Origin of the sequence: Alcanivorax sp. DSM 26293, assembly GCF_900107995.1 — a bacterium.
Lineage (GTDB): Bacteria > Pseudomonadota > Gammaproteobacteria > Pseudomonadales > Alcanivoracaceae > Alcanivorax.
Map to the genome: position 1 here is coordinate 249,488 of NZ_FNUM01000005.1, position 14,776 is coordinate 264,263.

Consider the following 14,776-nt stretch of genomic DNA (forward strand, 5'->3'; position numbering starts at 1 on the left):
ACGCGGGTATTCTAAACACTATGACAGCCAGCTGCCTGTCCGCTGGCAAACTTTGCGAGGTTTTCTATTGATCATTTCGAAAAAGCTGGGTTATGGTAATTCCAATCCCGCCCTTGCGGGAGTGATCGCGATCATAAGCTGTTACAGCTGCTGCAACTGAACCGCCAAAAGGCTTAAACCAACGGCGGCAGGCGCAGGCGTCACTCTCGCTTTGTCACAGCATGAGCCAGAACTGACTCCCGAGCCGTAGCCGCCCACGACGCAACCGTCACAGGGGATACGCATGGAAGAGCGCGCGGCCAGACTTCACACCCTCTCCGTCAACCACGCAAGCGCCAACCAGAACGATTCAACCCTCGAACAAGAACAGCAAAAAACCTACGTCATCGATACCAACGTACTGATCCACGACCCGAATTCGTTACTCAATTTTGAGGAACACCGGGTGGTGATTCCCATGACGGTGCTGGAGGAGCTGGACAAGCTGAAGAGCGGCAAATCCCATACGGCGGCAGACTGCCGTGCGGCCATTCGCCAGATCGACCGGGTGCTGGGCAGTGCCACCCCGGCAGAGGTGGAAGCGGGTATCCCCATCCCCCGGGGGCCGGAGACAGTCACCCAGGGCACGCTGACGGTGCTGATGTCCAAGCCGGACAACGACAGGGCGCCACTGCCTGATAACCTGAACGATAACCGCATCATCAACGATGTGGTGGCCATGCAGGCCAGTCAGCCGGAGCGACGTTTTATTCTGGTGACCAAGGACATCAACATGCGCCTCAAGGCGCGGGCCTGTGGCATCGAGTCGGAGGATTACCACAACGATCAGCTGGTATCGGACATCAAGCAACTGACCCGGGGCTACTTCGAAGTGCCCGGTTCTTTCTGGGATCAGGTCACCCAGGTGGAAACCGAGCAGGTGGGCGCCGATACCCTGCATCATCTGTCCCACGGTCTGCTGGTGAGTGAGATCCTGGGCGAAGAGGTTTATCCCAATCAGTACGTGATTGATGAACAGGGGTTTGTCGGGCGGGTCATGGATGTGAACAACGGCGTCGTGACCCTGCGGCATTACAAGGCCGACAGTCTGCTGGATCAGGAGGTTTGGGGGTTACGCCCGAAAAACCTGCAGCAGGCCATGGCGCTGCAACTGTTAATGGATCCGGATGTGCACCTGGTCACCCTCACCGGGGCCGCGGGGTCCGGGAAAACCATTCTGGCGCTGGCGGCCGCCATCGAAATGACGGTGGAACAGAAGCGTTTCAACAAGATCATCGCCACCCGGTCTACGCCGCCATTGGCGGAAGAGCATGGTTTCCTTCCCGGTACCGAAGAGGAAAAAATGGACCCCTGGCTGGGGGCTATCAACGACAATATCGAGGCGTTGCACCTGAACGATGAAAATCCTTCCGGGAGCATTCAGTACGTGAAGGAAAAGGCCAACATCCAGTTCAAGGCCATGAACTATATCCGCGGCCGCAGCTTCCAGAAATCCCTGATCCTGATTGACGAAAGCCAGAACCTGACTCCCCATCAGATGAAGGCGATCATCACGCGGGCCGGGGAAGGCTCCAAGGTGGTGTGTCTGGGCAACCTGGCCCAGATCGACACCCCCTATCTGTCACCCACCAGCTCCGGCCTGACCTACATGACCGAACGCTTCAAGCGGTTCGTTCATGGTGGTTCGGTGCAGCTGAACGGGGTGCCGAGGTCGTTGCTGGCGGAATACGCAGAGCAGTTTCTTTAACGCGTAGCGGTTAACCTGTAGGAGCGCCTCTCGAGGCGCTCCTACAGCGGTTTCCTATCAGCCGTTAATCTTCTCTATGGCTGCCTTGCACGCTTCCGACTGATAAAAATCATCCAGCACCCACTGAATAAACGGTTCCAGTACGCCCTGCTCAATCAGGACTGTGGCACCGCGTGCCAGGGCGGGAGCGGTGATCTGGCGGACCTGATCTTCGCTGATCTTCATGCCGTCCAGCAGGGTTTGCAGGGGCATGTCGCTGAGGGACTGAACGGCGGCGTGGATGCCCACGCTGACCAGACGGCGGGTGTAGTCCAGGCGGGCAGTTTCATCGCCGATGGCACAGCCCTGGCTGACCACTTCATCGATAGTGCCGGCGGGTACCAGCTTCAGATAGTTGGCGGGTTTGAGCGGCGCCACACGCTGATAACCGTCTCTGGCCAGTTGCTCGATGCGCTCATTGGTGAGCTGCTTGTTTAACCATTGCTCGCCGGTTCTCAGGGTGACACGGATATTCTTTCTCAGATAATCACGGATGGACTCTTCCATGCCACCCATGGCCTTGCCCACCATGCTCTTGCGACCCATTTTCATCACGCTGCTGACGCCGGGAAGTTTGGCCAGGGCATTTTCTTCCAGCAGAAAATTCTTGATTCCGGTATAGAGCATCTCACTGACCATTTCGCTGACCAGCGGATGGCTCATGGCCGCGTGGATGGCTTTCTCGCGGAGGGTTTGCAGCTTCAGCACCTGCTCCAGGATCGCCTCGAAATGGTCTTCACTGAGCAGCTCGCCCACGGTAGCCGGATCCTTTTCAGCGGCTTCCCAGACCGCCTTGCTCACATCGCTGACCACCGTCTGCAGTCCCTGGGCGCTGAGCGCCTGTTGCAGCCATTGATCCACTACCGTGGTCAGGGAATCGCTGTCTACCAGTTTGCCCAGGGGAACGGCGCCCAGGCTGTCACTGGCCTGAGCCATCAGGGCCTGCCAGTGGTCCTCGTTCTGCAGTTGTGCACAAAGGTGTGCCTGGTGCGCATCGCGCAGGGCGGAAATCAATTCGGCGGATGACATGGTCGTAAAACCTCTTTTTATTGATTCAGAACAATACCCCCGTTCTCCAACGGCCTTTCAATAGTACCGGTGGGGTGGCCATTACAGCCTGTGCCGGGTATCGGGTCACTGTCTCTATCTTGCTGGAACAAAGGGGAACTGTATGCAACTGCGAGGACAAGGAAAAGCGGCGCTGCTGCTAACCGGAGTGTTGATGGCCGGGCCGGCCCTGGCCCACAAGGCGGGGGATGTGATTGTGCGCCTGGGGGGGATCAAGGTGGATCCGGACGCCAGCAGCGAGGTCTTCAATCCGGCGCTGCCTGCGGTGGGTGGCCTGGGCGTCGATGTGGATGACGATACTCAGTTGGGGTTGACCCTGGCGTATATGGTCACTGACTCGATCGGTGTTGAACTGGTCGGTGCGACCCCTTTTACCCATGACATCCTTCTGGATACCGGTGGCGGCGGGGTGGTCATCGGCGAAACCGGGCACCTGCCGCCCACGCTGCTGGCACAATACTATGCCCCTCAGGTCGGGCCCATGCGGGCTTATCTGGGCGCAGGGTTGAACTACACCCTGTTTTTCGAGGACAGCATCGACGATGCAGTGGTCAGTCCGCTGCTGGGGGGTGCTGATGCGGATGTGAAGCTCAGTAATTCCATGGGCTTTGCCTGGGAAGTGGGTGCTGACTTTTCCCTGAACGAGAACTGGTTGTTCAACGTCAGCGTCTGGAACATTGATATCGATACCGAGGCGCGCCTGTATGTCAATGACGCCCGCGTGGACAAGATCGATGTGGAAATCGATCCCTGGGTGTACATGGTAGGGCTGGGTTACCGGTTCTGAGGCACTATGCGTCAGGGGCACGCCTGCTCCCGGTAGCGGCGCAGGCATGGCCTATGACGTTGGGGGGAAAGCCCGGTGACCATGAGCAGGCTCCGCTGTGCTGCTCATGGTCACGGGTCAGGCCATTTCTTCCAGCAGTTCCGGGAAGCGCTGGCGGAGAACTTCATAGCCACCATCCAGGCTGACCACATCACTGAATCCCTGCTCGCTCAGCCAGTCGGCGGCGCCCTGGCTGCTGTTGCCGTGGTAGCAGTAGATCACCAGGGATTTTTCCGGGGCGGTATCAGCCAGAAACGGCTCCACATTGGCCTGGGTCAGGTGGACGGCGCCGCGTAAATGGCCAGCGGCAAAACTGGCCGGGTCACGGATATCCACGAACAGGGCGTCGCCCTGGTCGAAACGGGTTTTGCCCTCATCCGGGCTGATGCGTTTTGCCATTTTCTGAGTCCTTCTCGGCGAGCAGATCCGATGGCGGATACTCGCATTCCAGTTTCATGCCGATGGCATTTTCCAGTTCCGGCAGCAGGAAGGCATCGTCTTCACAGGCAAAGCTGATGGACATGCCGCTGGCGCCAGCCCGACCGGTGCGGCCGATACGGTGAACGTAGTCCTCCGGGTCTTCCGGCAGGTTGTAGTTCACCACATGGGAGACGCCGTCGATATGGATGCCCCGGCCGGCCACGTCGGTGGCGATCAGCACTTGCAGATCGCCGGCGCGGAAGCGTTCCAGGGTCTTCATGCGTTGGGTCTGGGGCACGTCACCGGAGATCAGCGACACTTTCAGACCTTTCTTCTGCAGGCGGTCGCTGACCCGGCGGGTAATATCCCGGCGGTTGGCAAAGACGATCACCTTGTCCATGTTCATGCCGGTGATCAGGTTATAGAGCAGGGTGAATTTGTCATCGGCATTGGTGATGTAGACCTTCTGCTCCACGGTGTCGGTGGTGACCTGGGCGGGCTCGATTTCCACCACCTCGGCATCCTCGGTCCAGCGGCGGGCCAGATTCATTACATCATCGCTGAACGTGGCAGAGAACAGCTGGGTCTGCCGGTATCGGGTTTTCGGGGTCATGCCGACGATACGTTTCACATCGGGAATAAAGCCCATATCCAGCATGCGGTCCGCTTCATCCAGCACCAGGAATTCCACCCGGTCCAGCCACAGATCACGGCGTTTGGCGAAATCCAGCAGGCGACCGGGGGTTGCCACAAGAATGTCGATCAACTCGTTCTGCAGGCGCTCCTGCTGGCGGTTGAAGTTCATTCCGCCAACCACGCTCATCACCTGCAAGTCGGTGTACTTGGCCAGCGCCCTGGCGTCCTTTTCGATCTGCATGGCCAGTTCCCGGGTCGGGGCAACGATCAGGGCCCGGGGCTCGCCGGCGTAGCGCTTTACCTGAATGGGGTGGCGCAGCAGGTCGTTGATCACGGTGATCAGGAAGGCGGCGGTCTTGCCGGTGCCGGTCTGGGCCCGGCCAATGGCGTCGGCGCCGGCCAGGGTATGACCCAGGACTTCCGCCTGGATGGGCGTGCAATACTGGAAGCCCTGGTCGGCGATGCCACGCATCAGGTTCAGGTCCAGATCAAAGTCATGGAAGCGGGTTTCACCGTCTTTTTCCGGCACCGGGAACTGATCCAGGGTCCAGGTGCTTGTCTTGTCTTTTTGCATGTATTCGCTCAGTCTGAATGCAAGAGTCTGTGCCGATATTGGCACTGGCGGCACACAGCCGCGGGGCGGTAATCAGTCCACCCGTTCCTGCTGAAAACGGGGTATTGTAGAAAAAATAGCCAGCGCTGTCAGAGGATGTTTCTTATGGGGTTGCTTCGCGGGGTTATTGTAGTGTTTTGGGTGGCAGTAGGGTTAGCCATTTTCCTGGATCTGCCGTCGCCCTTCGACCGTTTGCTGTTGGGGGCCGGGCTGGTTGTTGCGGTCCTGCATGCCCTGGAATGTATCGGCTTTATGGTATGGATTCGGCGGCGTGGGCTGTTTCACTGGCGCGACGCCTTGATGATCATGATCTTCGGGGTGGCCTATCTCAAGCCGAGAATGCGGACCCTGCGGCACACGGTTTAGCCAAATACCAGTAGCCGGTTGTTGGCGGGCATTTCATGGTCGGCCAGCAGGTGGCGTTGCTGGCGGGCGAACTGTTCTACCACCCACTCCTGATCGCGAATGCCGCGGTCACCGTCACCCTCTCGCAGCCTCTGGTCGAACTGGCGGTTGGAATCGCTGGTGAATTGGCCCTGGTAGTTGAACGGGCCGTAGACCAGGAATTTGCCGTCCTCGGTCAAATGCTCACAGCCCTTGCGGATACAGGCTTCCACCAGTGGCTTGGCCATGATGTGGAAGGTGTTGGCAGTAAACAGGTAATCGAAGTGGCCGGCTGGCCATTCGCCGGCAACGTCCAGCGCCAGCGGTGGCAGGGCCCGGTTGCCCGGATCACTCTGCCACTGCCGGATATAGGGCAGGTTGGCGGCCACATCGGAAGGCTGCCATTGCAGATGAGGCAGTTGCCCGGACAACCAGGCCGCATGCTGGCCGGTACCGGCACCAATTTCCAACAAGGTACCCGGCGCCTGGCAGTGCTGCTTCAGCACGGCCAGGATCGGCGTCTTGTTGTTTTCGCAGGCCTGGGAGTAGGGGCGTTCTGTCATTACTTCTTGTTCATGAACTTCTGGCCCATCACCATCAGACGCTGGTAGCTGGTAGGCAACAGCCGCTGCATGGTGTCGATCGCCAGGGCGTCAGAACCAATCAGTACCCGACGCTTGTTCTGGCGAACCCCCTTGAGGATGGTGCTGGCGGCTTCTTCCGGTGTGGTGCGGAACATCTTCTCGAAATCCGCTTTGGATTGCGCGGGATCGGATCCGGTGATGGCGGCCACATCATCGCTAATGCGAGCGGCCTTGGCGATGTTGGTCTTGATGCCGCCGGGATGAATGGACGTGGCGGAGACACCGCATTGTTCCATTTCCAGCTCCAGGCGCAGGGATTCGGTAAAACCGCGCACGGCGAATTTTGCCGCATTGTAGGCAGACTGAGTGGGAATGCCGATCAGTCCAAACACGGAAGACACGTTGATGATGTGGCCTTCGCCTGCTTCCTTCAGGTAAGGCAGGAAGGCTTTGGTGCCGTAAACCACGCCCCAGAAGTTGATGTTCATCAACCACTCGAAGTCATCGTAGTTCATCTTCTCAACGGTGGCACCCAGGGCAACACCGGCATTGTTGAAGATCATGTTGGCATAGCCGAAATGGTTGACCACGTCATCGGCAAAATCATAAAACGCCTGACGGTCTGCCACGTCCAGTTTGCGGGTCATCAGGCGGTCTTCAGCCAGACCCAGCAGATCGGCGGTTTCTTTCAGGCCGGCTTCATTGATGTCAGACAGGGCCAGCTTGGCACCAGCGGACGCCAGTTCCTGAGCCAGAGCACGGCCAATGCCGGAGCCGGCACCGGTGATAACGGCAACTTTGTCTTTGAAATTCTTCATGATGACTCCTGTATCCGCTTAATTCAGTCGCAAGTTGCAAGTTCAAAGTTGAAATACGCAGGCGCTGACAGTGCCAACGGAAAATCCCTGATCTGCGCCGTTACACGGTTGCTGCGCGGGCAGGGCATGTCAGTTTCAAACAAGCTGGCTCGCGCCTTGAAACTTTCAACTTTGAACTCTCAACTCAATTCGGCGATCGAGTGTAGACACTTTGTCACTGCAGAATGGGCCAATCTTGTCTAACAAGGAAGTATTACCGTGACGGTGGCGCCGCTGGCCAGCGGCGCTGAGGATAATCTGTGGCCGGGGAAGGCGGAGCTAGCCCGGTTGCGGGCAGGCTTCGCCAAGGGGGGCGGCAATGGCGGTATGGCTCTGGTGCATGAGCCGCACCAGCTCCGCCTCGCTGTGGCCCAACGGGGAAATGGCAGGGTGCAGCGTGATCTGGGCATGCTGACCGGGGCGCAACCGTGCGGTGCCCGGTGGCAGTATCTCGAAGGTCCCGGTGAGGGTGACCGGCAGCACCGGCAGTTGCAGGTCCTGGGCCATCTTGAAGGCGCCTTTCTTGAAGGGTTTGAGCTGGCCACTGCGGCTGCGGGTGCCTTCCGGAAAGAACAGCACGCTGGCACCGTTGGCCAGTCGGGTGCGGGCCTGGTTGAGGCTGGCAATGGCGGCCTGGGTATCGGACCGGTTGATAAAAATATGGCCGAGTTTGTCGCAGCAGATGCCAATCACTGGCATCTGCCGCAACTCATGTTTCATGACCCAGCGAAAATCCACTCCCAGATAACCGTACAGCACGAAAATGTCGAACTGACTGAGATGGTTGGCAACGATCACATAGCTCTGCCCCGGGCGCAGATTCTCGCGACCATGCACATCCACGCGCACACCGCTATAGAGCAGACAGAGTTTTGCCCATGGCACAGCGGTAAGACGGGCTACCCGATCCGCGGGCAGGAAGGGCACCAGTAACAGGCACAGTGCCCCCAGTACCAGAGTCGTGGCTGCCATTAGCGGAACAAAGACAAGCCAGCTATAGAGGAAGAAAAACAGCCGCATGGATCGAGCTCTCCGTACCTGTTCAGGTTTTTCCTTATGGTAATGGAGAGCTGGCCGAATATGACAGATGGATAATTACTTTGTTACGTTTTCATTATTTGCGCTACCCATTGCTGCCGAGGGGCGGCCAGGGCCACGAAGATCCAGATAATCATAATAATGATTCTGGTATTCCGGCTTGCTAACGATGCGGCGCAATCGTTCCAGGGTGAAGTAGGGTGCGTCACGGAGCAGGATATTGGCGATCCAGGCGGGAATGTAGCCGCCGGGATCCAGAATCAGCTCGTAGGTCATTTCCACTCTTTGATTGCCCAGGCGCACAAAGCCCAGCTTGCCGGTCATTTCCGGGAAGCGGATATATTCATTATTGGGCGGCAGGGCGTCCGGCCGGTTGATCAGGTCCACCATCACCGATTCTTCGTCTTCGGTCAGGGTCTGCGTGACCTTGGCACGCAAAACGGCTTCCCGGTCGGCCAGTGGCCAGGGAAGCTGGGTGGTAAAACGCAGCGAGCGATCAAGCGGGCTGACCCGGTTGAATTCTTCCGCACTGTCCACAAAGTGCAGCCACTTGGGGTAGGACGGGTAATCATTGAGCAAGGCGACCAGTGAGTATTCGTCGGACAGCGTAAAACGGGTGACGCCGCGGAATGTCTTGAGACGGGATTCGTCCCGGTGCTTCATGTAGACCTGGATATCATTCCGGTCGCTAACCAGCTTCCAGTCCTCCAGATCATTACTGAGGGCAGTCTGGCTGAAAGAGGCAACAATGAGTGCCACAAAGAGAGCGATGAGTCTGTCCATGGAAAAACCGGATCCTTGCGTGCCTGTTATTGGAATTTAGGAGCCTCTGAATAACTCCTTGAACGCGGCGGCATTATGCCATTATTGCGATCCCGCTGAACATATTTTGACCGTTGGCGGATTGCTCTGCTGTCCGCTTCGGATGATCGGTTGTCATTCGATGCTTCGATGGCAGGCAATTTTATGCGGTTTTGCTAGACTTGCCTGCCGCAGGTCGGCGGTCTCTGGCCGACGACACGATAATTCGGTTTTTCTGGCCAACTACCTATGCGTAAACGTGCATTTCACCTTTTTGTTGGGGCCATGTTGGTGGCGGGATACTTTGCCGCTTCCCCCTCCCACCTTTGGGAACCGGTTCCCGCCATGATTGAAGAGCCACAGGCCAAGGTGCCGGATAACGGTGAATGGCGAAGTGCTTTCGTCTCCGATGGCGACACTCCGTTGGTGCATGCCGCATCCATGGTGGAGTTGCCGAATGGCTCGGTGAGGACATTCTGGTTTGCTGGCAGCCGTGAGGGCGCGGCGGATGTGGCCATTCATTCTTCGGTGTTCGATCCGCAGTCCGGTACCTGGTCCAATGAAGAGCCGGTGATTACCCGGCAACAGATTGCAGAAGGCTGGGGCCGCCATGTGCGAAAGCTCGGTAATGTGGTGCCTGTGCTGGATGATGATGGTCGGATGCGCCTGTTTGTGGTGGCGGTCAGTTTTGGTGGCTGGGCAGGCAGTCGTGTGGTGGTGATGGAGTCCTTTGACCAGGGTAAAAACTGGCGCTTCGACGGTGTCCTGGTCACCACGCCCTTCCTGAATATCAGTACTCTGGTTAAAACCGCCCCTATTCGTTACAGCGATGGCACTATCGGCCTGCCGGTCTATCATGAAATGGCCGGTAAATTCGGTGAAATACTGCGGCTGGACAAGGACAACCAGATTCTCGGCAAGGCCCGTATTGGTCATGGACGCAAGGCGATCCAGCCCTTGGTGCTGGTAGACAGCCCCTCCCATGCGGTGGCTTTCCTGCGTAATGAAAACGAGCCCAACAACGGCTTTCTCTATCAATCAGAAAGCCACGACGGGGGCTGGCAGTGGGACGAGCTGGCGTACTCTTCCCTGGAAAACCCCAGTGCGGCCTTGAGTGGTCTCGCCATGGCAGAAGGTCACTGGCTGATCGCTGCCAACTGTAACCGCATTGAACGGGATGATCTGTGCATCCGCGAAACCCGTGATGGGGGGCGTAGCTGGCAGGAACGCTGGACCTTTCACGATCGGGAGCGCTGGCGCGGGGAGGAAATGACCGAGCAGCAATTCTCTACCCTGATCCATCCGGAGTTGAACAGTGATGTGCCGCCGGAAGATCCCTCCCGGCTTCTGGATCGGGCTCGCCACAACAAGTGTGATGGTCGTCTCGGCTGCGAATTCCAGTACGACTACCCCTACATGATTCGGACCCGCAGCGGCGATCTGCACATGGTGTACACCTGGAACAAAACCGCCATCCGCCACCTTTGGCTGAAAGCGGATTCCGCGGCCCCAAACAGCAACGAGGAGCAGAATAATGACGCTTGATATTCTGGTCTGCGCCCTGGTGCTGGTGGCAGTACAGTTGCGCATCAGTGCCTCGCTGCTCTCCGTGCGCGGGCGGATAATACTGTCTGTGCTGGTGTTCGTTTGGGCGGTGTTGCCATTTCCCTGGGGGTTGGCCCCCTGGGCGAACAGTTATATTGCCGGCTTCAGCATTTCCTCAGGCCTGCTGGCGGTGCTGGCCATTCAGCATCGCATTGTCGGCCACTACTGGCTGCCCCTGAAACAGTTGCGCGGAGCCTGCATGATGCTGGTGTTGATGGCGCTGTGGTTCTACCCGATGAGCATGGGGTCCAGTTATACGGACCCGTACGCCCTGGGCTTCGGCAATTTCCAGTTCAGTACCGCGCTGTTGTTACTGGGGTTGCTGGCCTGGGTGTTGCGCGCCTATGCCACCTGTCTGATTCTGGTGTCCGCGCAATTGGCATTCGGTGCGGATCTACTGGTCAGTGACAATCTCTGGGACTATCTGATTGATCCCTGGCTGGTACTTTGGGCAGCGGGCTGGTTGATCCGTGATCGACTGTTGCAGGCGCGGGCCATGCCCGCGCCCGAAACTCCGGCAGCAAGCAGTCAGTCTTCGTCCGCCGCCAAGGCTGACGAGCTGTCCGCCGGCCAGTAACTGGCGGACAGATATCCCACCGCAAACATCAGCAGATTACCAATCAGGCCGGTGTAGTAGAGATCGAAAGGGGCGCTCAGTGCTTCCGGCAGCAGCCCCTTGTTGGTCAGGATCGTCCAGCCAGTGAATAGCAGGGTGCAGATGATGCCGCACCAGGCTGCCCGGGCATCCCCCCGGCGGCTGAAGAACCCCAGCAAGTACAATCCCAGCATGCCCCCGCCCAGCAACGACACCAGAATGGTGGACGTGTCCTGCAGCGTTTTGGTGTCTGCCTCATTCAGCCACAGGGCTCCGGCAATCATCAGGCCGGTAACGGCCACCGCGATGCCCCAGGCCACTTTCAGATAGTGGCGGTCATCCTGGCCGGGGTGAAAATGGCGACGGTAGAGATCCACCACGCTCACGGTCGTCACCGAATTGATGCTGGAATCCAGCGAACTCATGGCCGCCGCCAGGGCCGCAGCAATTACCAGGCCCGCTACGCCGGCGGGCAGGTAGTTAGTGATGAAATAGGGCATCAAGGTTTCAGCGCGAGCTTCGCCACTGAGAATGGCGCCGGCCTGGACATCCGGATAGACCTGAAAAAACACCCACAGGGCCGTGCCCAGAAACATGTAGAAGGCCCAGATGGGCAGCGCGGTGAACAGGTACACCCACAGCCCCTTGCGGGCTTCCGCGGTAGACTGGGAGGCACAATACCGCTGTACGGTATTCTGGTTGCTGGAGTATTCGGTGAGCCAGTTTGTCAGGCCGATCAGCAACATCATGGTGGCGGTTTTTTCGCTCAGCGATAGTGACCAGGAGGTCTCGCCGGGAGCGCCGTCCTCCCAGGGGGCAAGGGCAAATTTTCCGGCCTTGCCTGCCTGATCAAAAATTTGCCCGAGCCCGCCGGGCAGGGCCTCCAGTACCACCCACAGGCAGAGCAGCCCGCCCAGCAACAACACCACGGTCTGCAGCACATCGGTCCAGATCACCGCATCAATGCCACCAATTACCGTATACAGGCCCACAAAAAGCCCGCCGAGGACGATGGCCGTGGCAGGGGACAGGTCGGTGACCTGCTGGATCAGCAGGGACAGCAGCCACAGGATCATCGCCAGGCGCACTATCTGGGCGACGATGAAGGCAACGGCTCCGTAGACACGGATGGAGGGGCCGTAGCGTTGTTCCAGAAATTCATAGGCGCTGGTCATATTGCCGCGTCGAAAATACGGCAGGAAAACAAACGCCGCCACCAGCATGGCCGGCAACAGGGCCAGGTTGGGCAGGTAGCGAAGCCAGTCGGTCTTGAACGCGTCGGCCGGGTAGGCCAGGAAGGTGATGGAGCTGATGGAGGTGCCTACCAGAGACAACCCGATGACCCAGCCGCGAAAGCGGCGGCCACCCACAAAGTATTCCTCGGTACTGGTGTTGCGTCGGGAAAAGTAGATGCCGATGCCCAGCACCACACACAGGTAGCCCGCCAGGACCACCCAGTCAGCCGTTGCCAATGTCATTATTGTTCTCTCGATACAGGCAACCGGCGACCGGCAGCGCGCCTGCTGGCGTGTTGCCGGTCGCGAGCAGCGTTATTGTTCGATGTAGACGTTATCGGCCTGTTCGCCGCGGTCGGACATGCGGGTGTCAAAGCTGACCCGGGTGCCGGTGCGCAGGCTGCGACGACCACCGTTCTGTACCGCCTTGAAATGTACGAACAGTTCTTCGCCACTATCGGTGAGGATGAAGCCGAAGCCCTTGTTGGGGTTGAACCACTTCACTTCGCCACGCTGCTGGCCATTCCCGCCCACCAGCGGCAGTTTGGACGGTACCAGTTTGCCCAGTGGCAACAGCGGCAGCAGGTAGACCAGCACCGGCAGCCACAGCCACCATTGATCCGCAAAGACCACACTGCCATGGCTGGCCACCAGGCCGGCCAGATAGAAGAACACCGCCACGTGCAGAGGCAGGCGTTGTCCGCCACCCAGCAGACAAACCAGATTTACCACCGCCGCCAGCAGCAGGCCCAGGCCGGTTTGCTGACTGTGGATATTGGAGATTTTCACCACGGCAAGATTCTCGTGGAGGGTGACCAGTGCCATTTCCGGAGCAAAAAGCAGCCAGGCGCCGGGAATGGCCAGTAACAGGGCTGCAACCACATAAAAAACGGTCAGGGGTTTAGAGACATTCATGAAATTGACGTTACCTTGTTGAGCGATGAGTGATAAAAGTAGCTGATTCTGGCCAAAACGCCGCTGTTCCGCGGAGAATATGCGGTCACAATGGGTGGCGCCGGCCTGAAACAGTCTCTGTAAACCGCCGGGAAACGAGGCGGTATTGCACGGTGTCACTGTTTGCGACGGGATCCCAGCCGTCGACACAGGTTATTGAACCGTACAATTTGCGCATTGTACCCAAGCCGGCGACGAAACTCATGCGGCATTCTGGAGAGGCTGTGTCTGTATACCCCTTCCTAGGCAAGGATTTTTTCGATGCCCTGCAGGGCTGTGGGGCCGTTGCCCCGAAAACCGGCTGGCAACCCTGCCACCTGGAGACAGAGCAGGGCTGGATGCCTCTCTATCTGCGCAGCCATTCCCGGGGCGAGTATGTATTCGATTACAGCTGGGCGGAGGCCTATCACCGCCATGGCCTGGATTACTATCCGAAACTGGTCACCTCGATTCCTTTTACGCCGGTTACCGGGCCCCGTTGGCGTGGTGATCTGTCTGCAGCGTCGCTCTGGTCCGGGGTAAAGGACAGGATGGCTGAACATCAGGCCAGCGGCTGGCACCTGCTGTTTCCCGATGCCGCTGCGCGGGAACAGTTGCAGGAACTGCCATTGGTATCCCGGCAGGCCTGCCATTTTCGCTGGCTGAACCGGGACTACCGGGACTTTGAGGATTTTCTTGGCCAGTTCCAGTCCCGCAAACGCAAGAATCTGCGCAAGGAGCGGCGACGCGTCCAGGAGCAGGGGCTGACCATTACCCGTCATCATGGTGACCGGATCAGCGCCAGCGATTGGGCGTTCTTCTACCAGTGCTATGCCAGCACTTACCTGAAGCGAGGCCAGTTGCCCTACCTGAACGAGGCCTTCTTTTCGGCTGTGGGCGAGCGGTTGTCGGAACAACTGATGCTGGTACTGGCACGGGACGGAGAGCGTCCCGTGGCGGCCGCATTATATTTTTTCGATGCAGAGTGTCTGTACGGACGGTACTGGGGGTGTCTGGAAGAGCGGGATGCCCTGCATTTCGAGCTGTGTTACTACCAGGGCATCGAGTTTGCCATTGAGCAGCAGTTGGCGGCGTTTGATCCGGGAGTCCAGGGGGAGCACAAGATTCTCCGTGGCTTCGAGCCGGTGATTACCTGGTCCATGCACCATTTGCGTGAGCCGGCTTTTCACCGCGCCATTGCGGATTTTTGCCGGGAAGAGGCGGTGCACGTGCAGCGTTACCGGGAAGAGGCCATGACGCTGTTGCCGTTCAGAAAAGGGGGCGGAGACTAGCTACAAGCTACGCTTGTTGGGTAGGCAAAGGTTGGAAAATTCCCGGAATATTGGCGCTTCGACGAAGTCGCTGTGGGAACGGAGCGTAGCGAAGTAACGCACG

General features: G+C 58.5%; 15 protein-coding genes. 6 read left to right on the plus strand and 9 right to left on the minus strand.

The genetic code is table 11. The annotated features are described in order from the left end of the window. Window positions 1-283 precede the first annotated feature (283 nt). A complete protein-coding gene (locus C4S63_RS11095; protein ID WP_082810901.1) occupies window positions 284-1,747 on the plus strand; it encodes a PhoH family protein in 1,464 nt (487 codons plus the stop codon). Window positions 1,748-1,804: 57 nt separating this feature from the next. Here C4S63_RS11095 and C4S63_RS11100 read toward each other — a convergent pair whose 3' ends face one another. Beyond that, on the minus strand, window positions 1,805-2,815 hold the full coding sequence (locus C4S63_RS11100) for a hypothetical protein (protein ID WP_103917588.1): 1,011 nt from the start codon (window positions 2,813-2,815) through the stop codon (window positions 1,805-1,807). Window positions 2,816-2,957: 142 nt separating this feature from the next. Between C4S63_RS11100 and C4S63_RS11105 the strand changes: the two genes are divergently transcribed. Next, on the plus strand, window positions 2,958-3,641 hold the full coding sequence (locus tag C4S63_RS11105; RefSeq protein WP_062817449.1) for an OmpW family protein: 684 nt from the start codon (window positions 2,958-2,960) through the stop codon (window positions 3,639-3,641). Window positions 3,642-3,758: 117 nt separating this feature from the next. On the opposite strand, the gene glpE is transcribed toward C4S63_RS11105, so the two are convergent. Together glpE and rhlB are read right to left on the minus strand one after the other, a co-directional pair. Continuing rightward, window positions 3,759-4,079: a thiosulfate sulfurtransferase GlpE gene (gene glpE / locus C4S63_RS11110; protein ID WP_103917589.1), complete on the minus strand. Its 321-nt coding sequence runs from the start codon at window positions 4,077-4,079 to the stop codon at window positions 3,759-3,761. Next, the gene (rhlB, locus tag C4S63_RS11115; RefSeq protein WP_062817447.1) at window positions 4,054-5,310 is read right to left on the minus strand and encodes an ATP-dependent RNA helicase RhlB; all 1,257 of its coding nucleotides are present in this window, start codon (window positions 5,308-5,310) and stop codon (window positions 4,054-4,056) included. The genes glpE and rhlB overlap by 26 nt, the downstream gene beginning before the upstream one ends. A gap of 144 nt (window positions 5,311-5,454) precedes the next feature. On the opposite strand from rhlB, the gene C4S63_RS11120 reads away from it, so the two are divergent. Next, window positions 5,455-5,715: a DUF1145 domain-containing protein gene (locus tag C4S63_RS11120; protein WP_062817446.1), complete on the plus strand. Its 261-nt coding sequence runs from the start codon at window positions 5,455-5,457 to the stop codon at window positions 5,713-5,715. On the opposite strand, the gene C4S63_RS11125 is transcribed toward C4S63_RS11120, so the two are convergent. The 4 genes from C4S63_RS11125 to C4S63_RS11140 form a co-directional block, all read right to left on the minus strand. After that, window positions 5,712-6,296: a DUF938 domain-containing protein gene (locus C4S63_RS11125; protein WP_103917590.1), complete on the minus strand. Its 585-nt coding sequence runs from the start codon at window positions 6,294-6,296 to the stop codon at window positions 5,712-5,714. The genes C4S63_RS11120 and C4S63_RS11125 overlap by 4 nt on opposite strands. Further along, a complete protein-coding gene (locus C4S63_RS11130; RefSeq protein WP_062817444.1) occupies window positions 6,296-7,135 on the minus strand; it encodes an SDR family oxidoreductase in 840 nt (279 codons plus the stop codon). The genes C4S63_RS11125 and C4S63_RS11130 overlap by 1 nt, the downstream gene beginning before the upstream one ends. Window positions 7,136-7,453: 318 nt before the next feature. After that, on the minus strand, window positions 7,454-8,194 hold the full coding sequence (locus C4S63_RS11135) for a lysophospholipid acyltransferase family protein (protein WP_103917591.1): 741 nt from the start codon (window positions 8,192-8,194) through the stop codon (window positions 7,454-7,456). Between the two features lie 75 nt (window positions 8,195-8,269). Continuing rightward, a complete protein-coding gene (locus tag C4S63_RS11140; RefSeq protein ID WP_063508718.1) occupies window positions 8,270-8,995 on the minus strand; it encodes an START domain-containing protein in 726 nt (241 codons plus the stop codon). A gap of 363 nt (window positions 8,996-9,358) precedes the next feature. Between C4S63_RS11140 and C4S63_RS11145 the strand changes: the two genes are divergently transcribed. Further along, window positions 9,359-10,558 (plus strand): exo-alpha-sialidase, encoded by a 1,200-nt coding sequence (locus tag C4S63_RS11145; protein ID WP_234999997.1) that lies wholly within the window; start codon window positions 9,359-9,361, stop codon window positions 10,556-10,558. Beyond that, the gene (locus tag C4S63_RS11150; RefSeq protein ID WP_103917593.1) at window positions 10,548-11,195 is read left to right on the plus strand and encodes a hypothetical protein; all 648 of its coding nucleotides are present in this window, start codon (window positions 10,548-10,550) and stop codon (window positions 11,193-11,195) included. Before C4S63_RS11145 ends, C4S63_RS11150 begins: the two co-directional genes overlap by 11 nt. On the opposite strand, the gene C4S63_RS11155 is transcribed toward C4S63_RS11150, so the two are convergent. Beyond that, window positions 11,147-12,691, minus strand: coding sequence for a sodium:solute symporter (locus C4S63_RS11155; RefSeq protein ID WP_103917594.1), 1,545 nt, complete (start codon window positions 12,689-12,691; stop codon window positions 11,147-11,149). The two genes, C4S63_RS11150 and C4S63_RS11155, sit on opposite strands and share 49 nt — an antisense overlap. A gap of 72 nt (window positions 12,692-12,763) precedes the next feature. Continuing rightward, entirely contained in the window at window positions 12,764-13,363 is a 600-nt protein-coding gene (locus tag C4S63_RS17615) for a cold-shock protein (RefSeq protein ID WP_082810900.1), read from the minus strand. A 263-nt stretch (window positions 13,364-13,626) separates the two neighbouring features. Here C4S63_RS17615 and C4S63_RS11165 point away from each other — a divergent pair, with 263 nt between their 5' ends. Next, a complete protein-coding gene (locus C4S63_RS11165; RefSeq protein ID WP_103917595.1) occupies window positions 13,627-14,673 on the plus strand; it encodes a GNAT family N-acetyltransferase in 1,047 nt (348 codons plus the stop codon). Window positions 14,674-14,776: the final 103 nt, after the last annotated feature.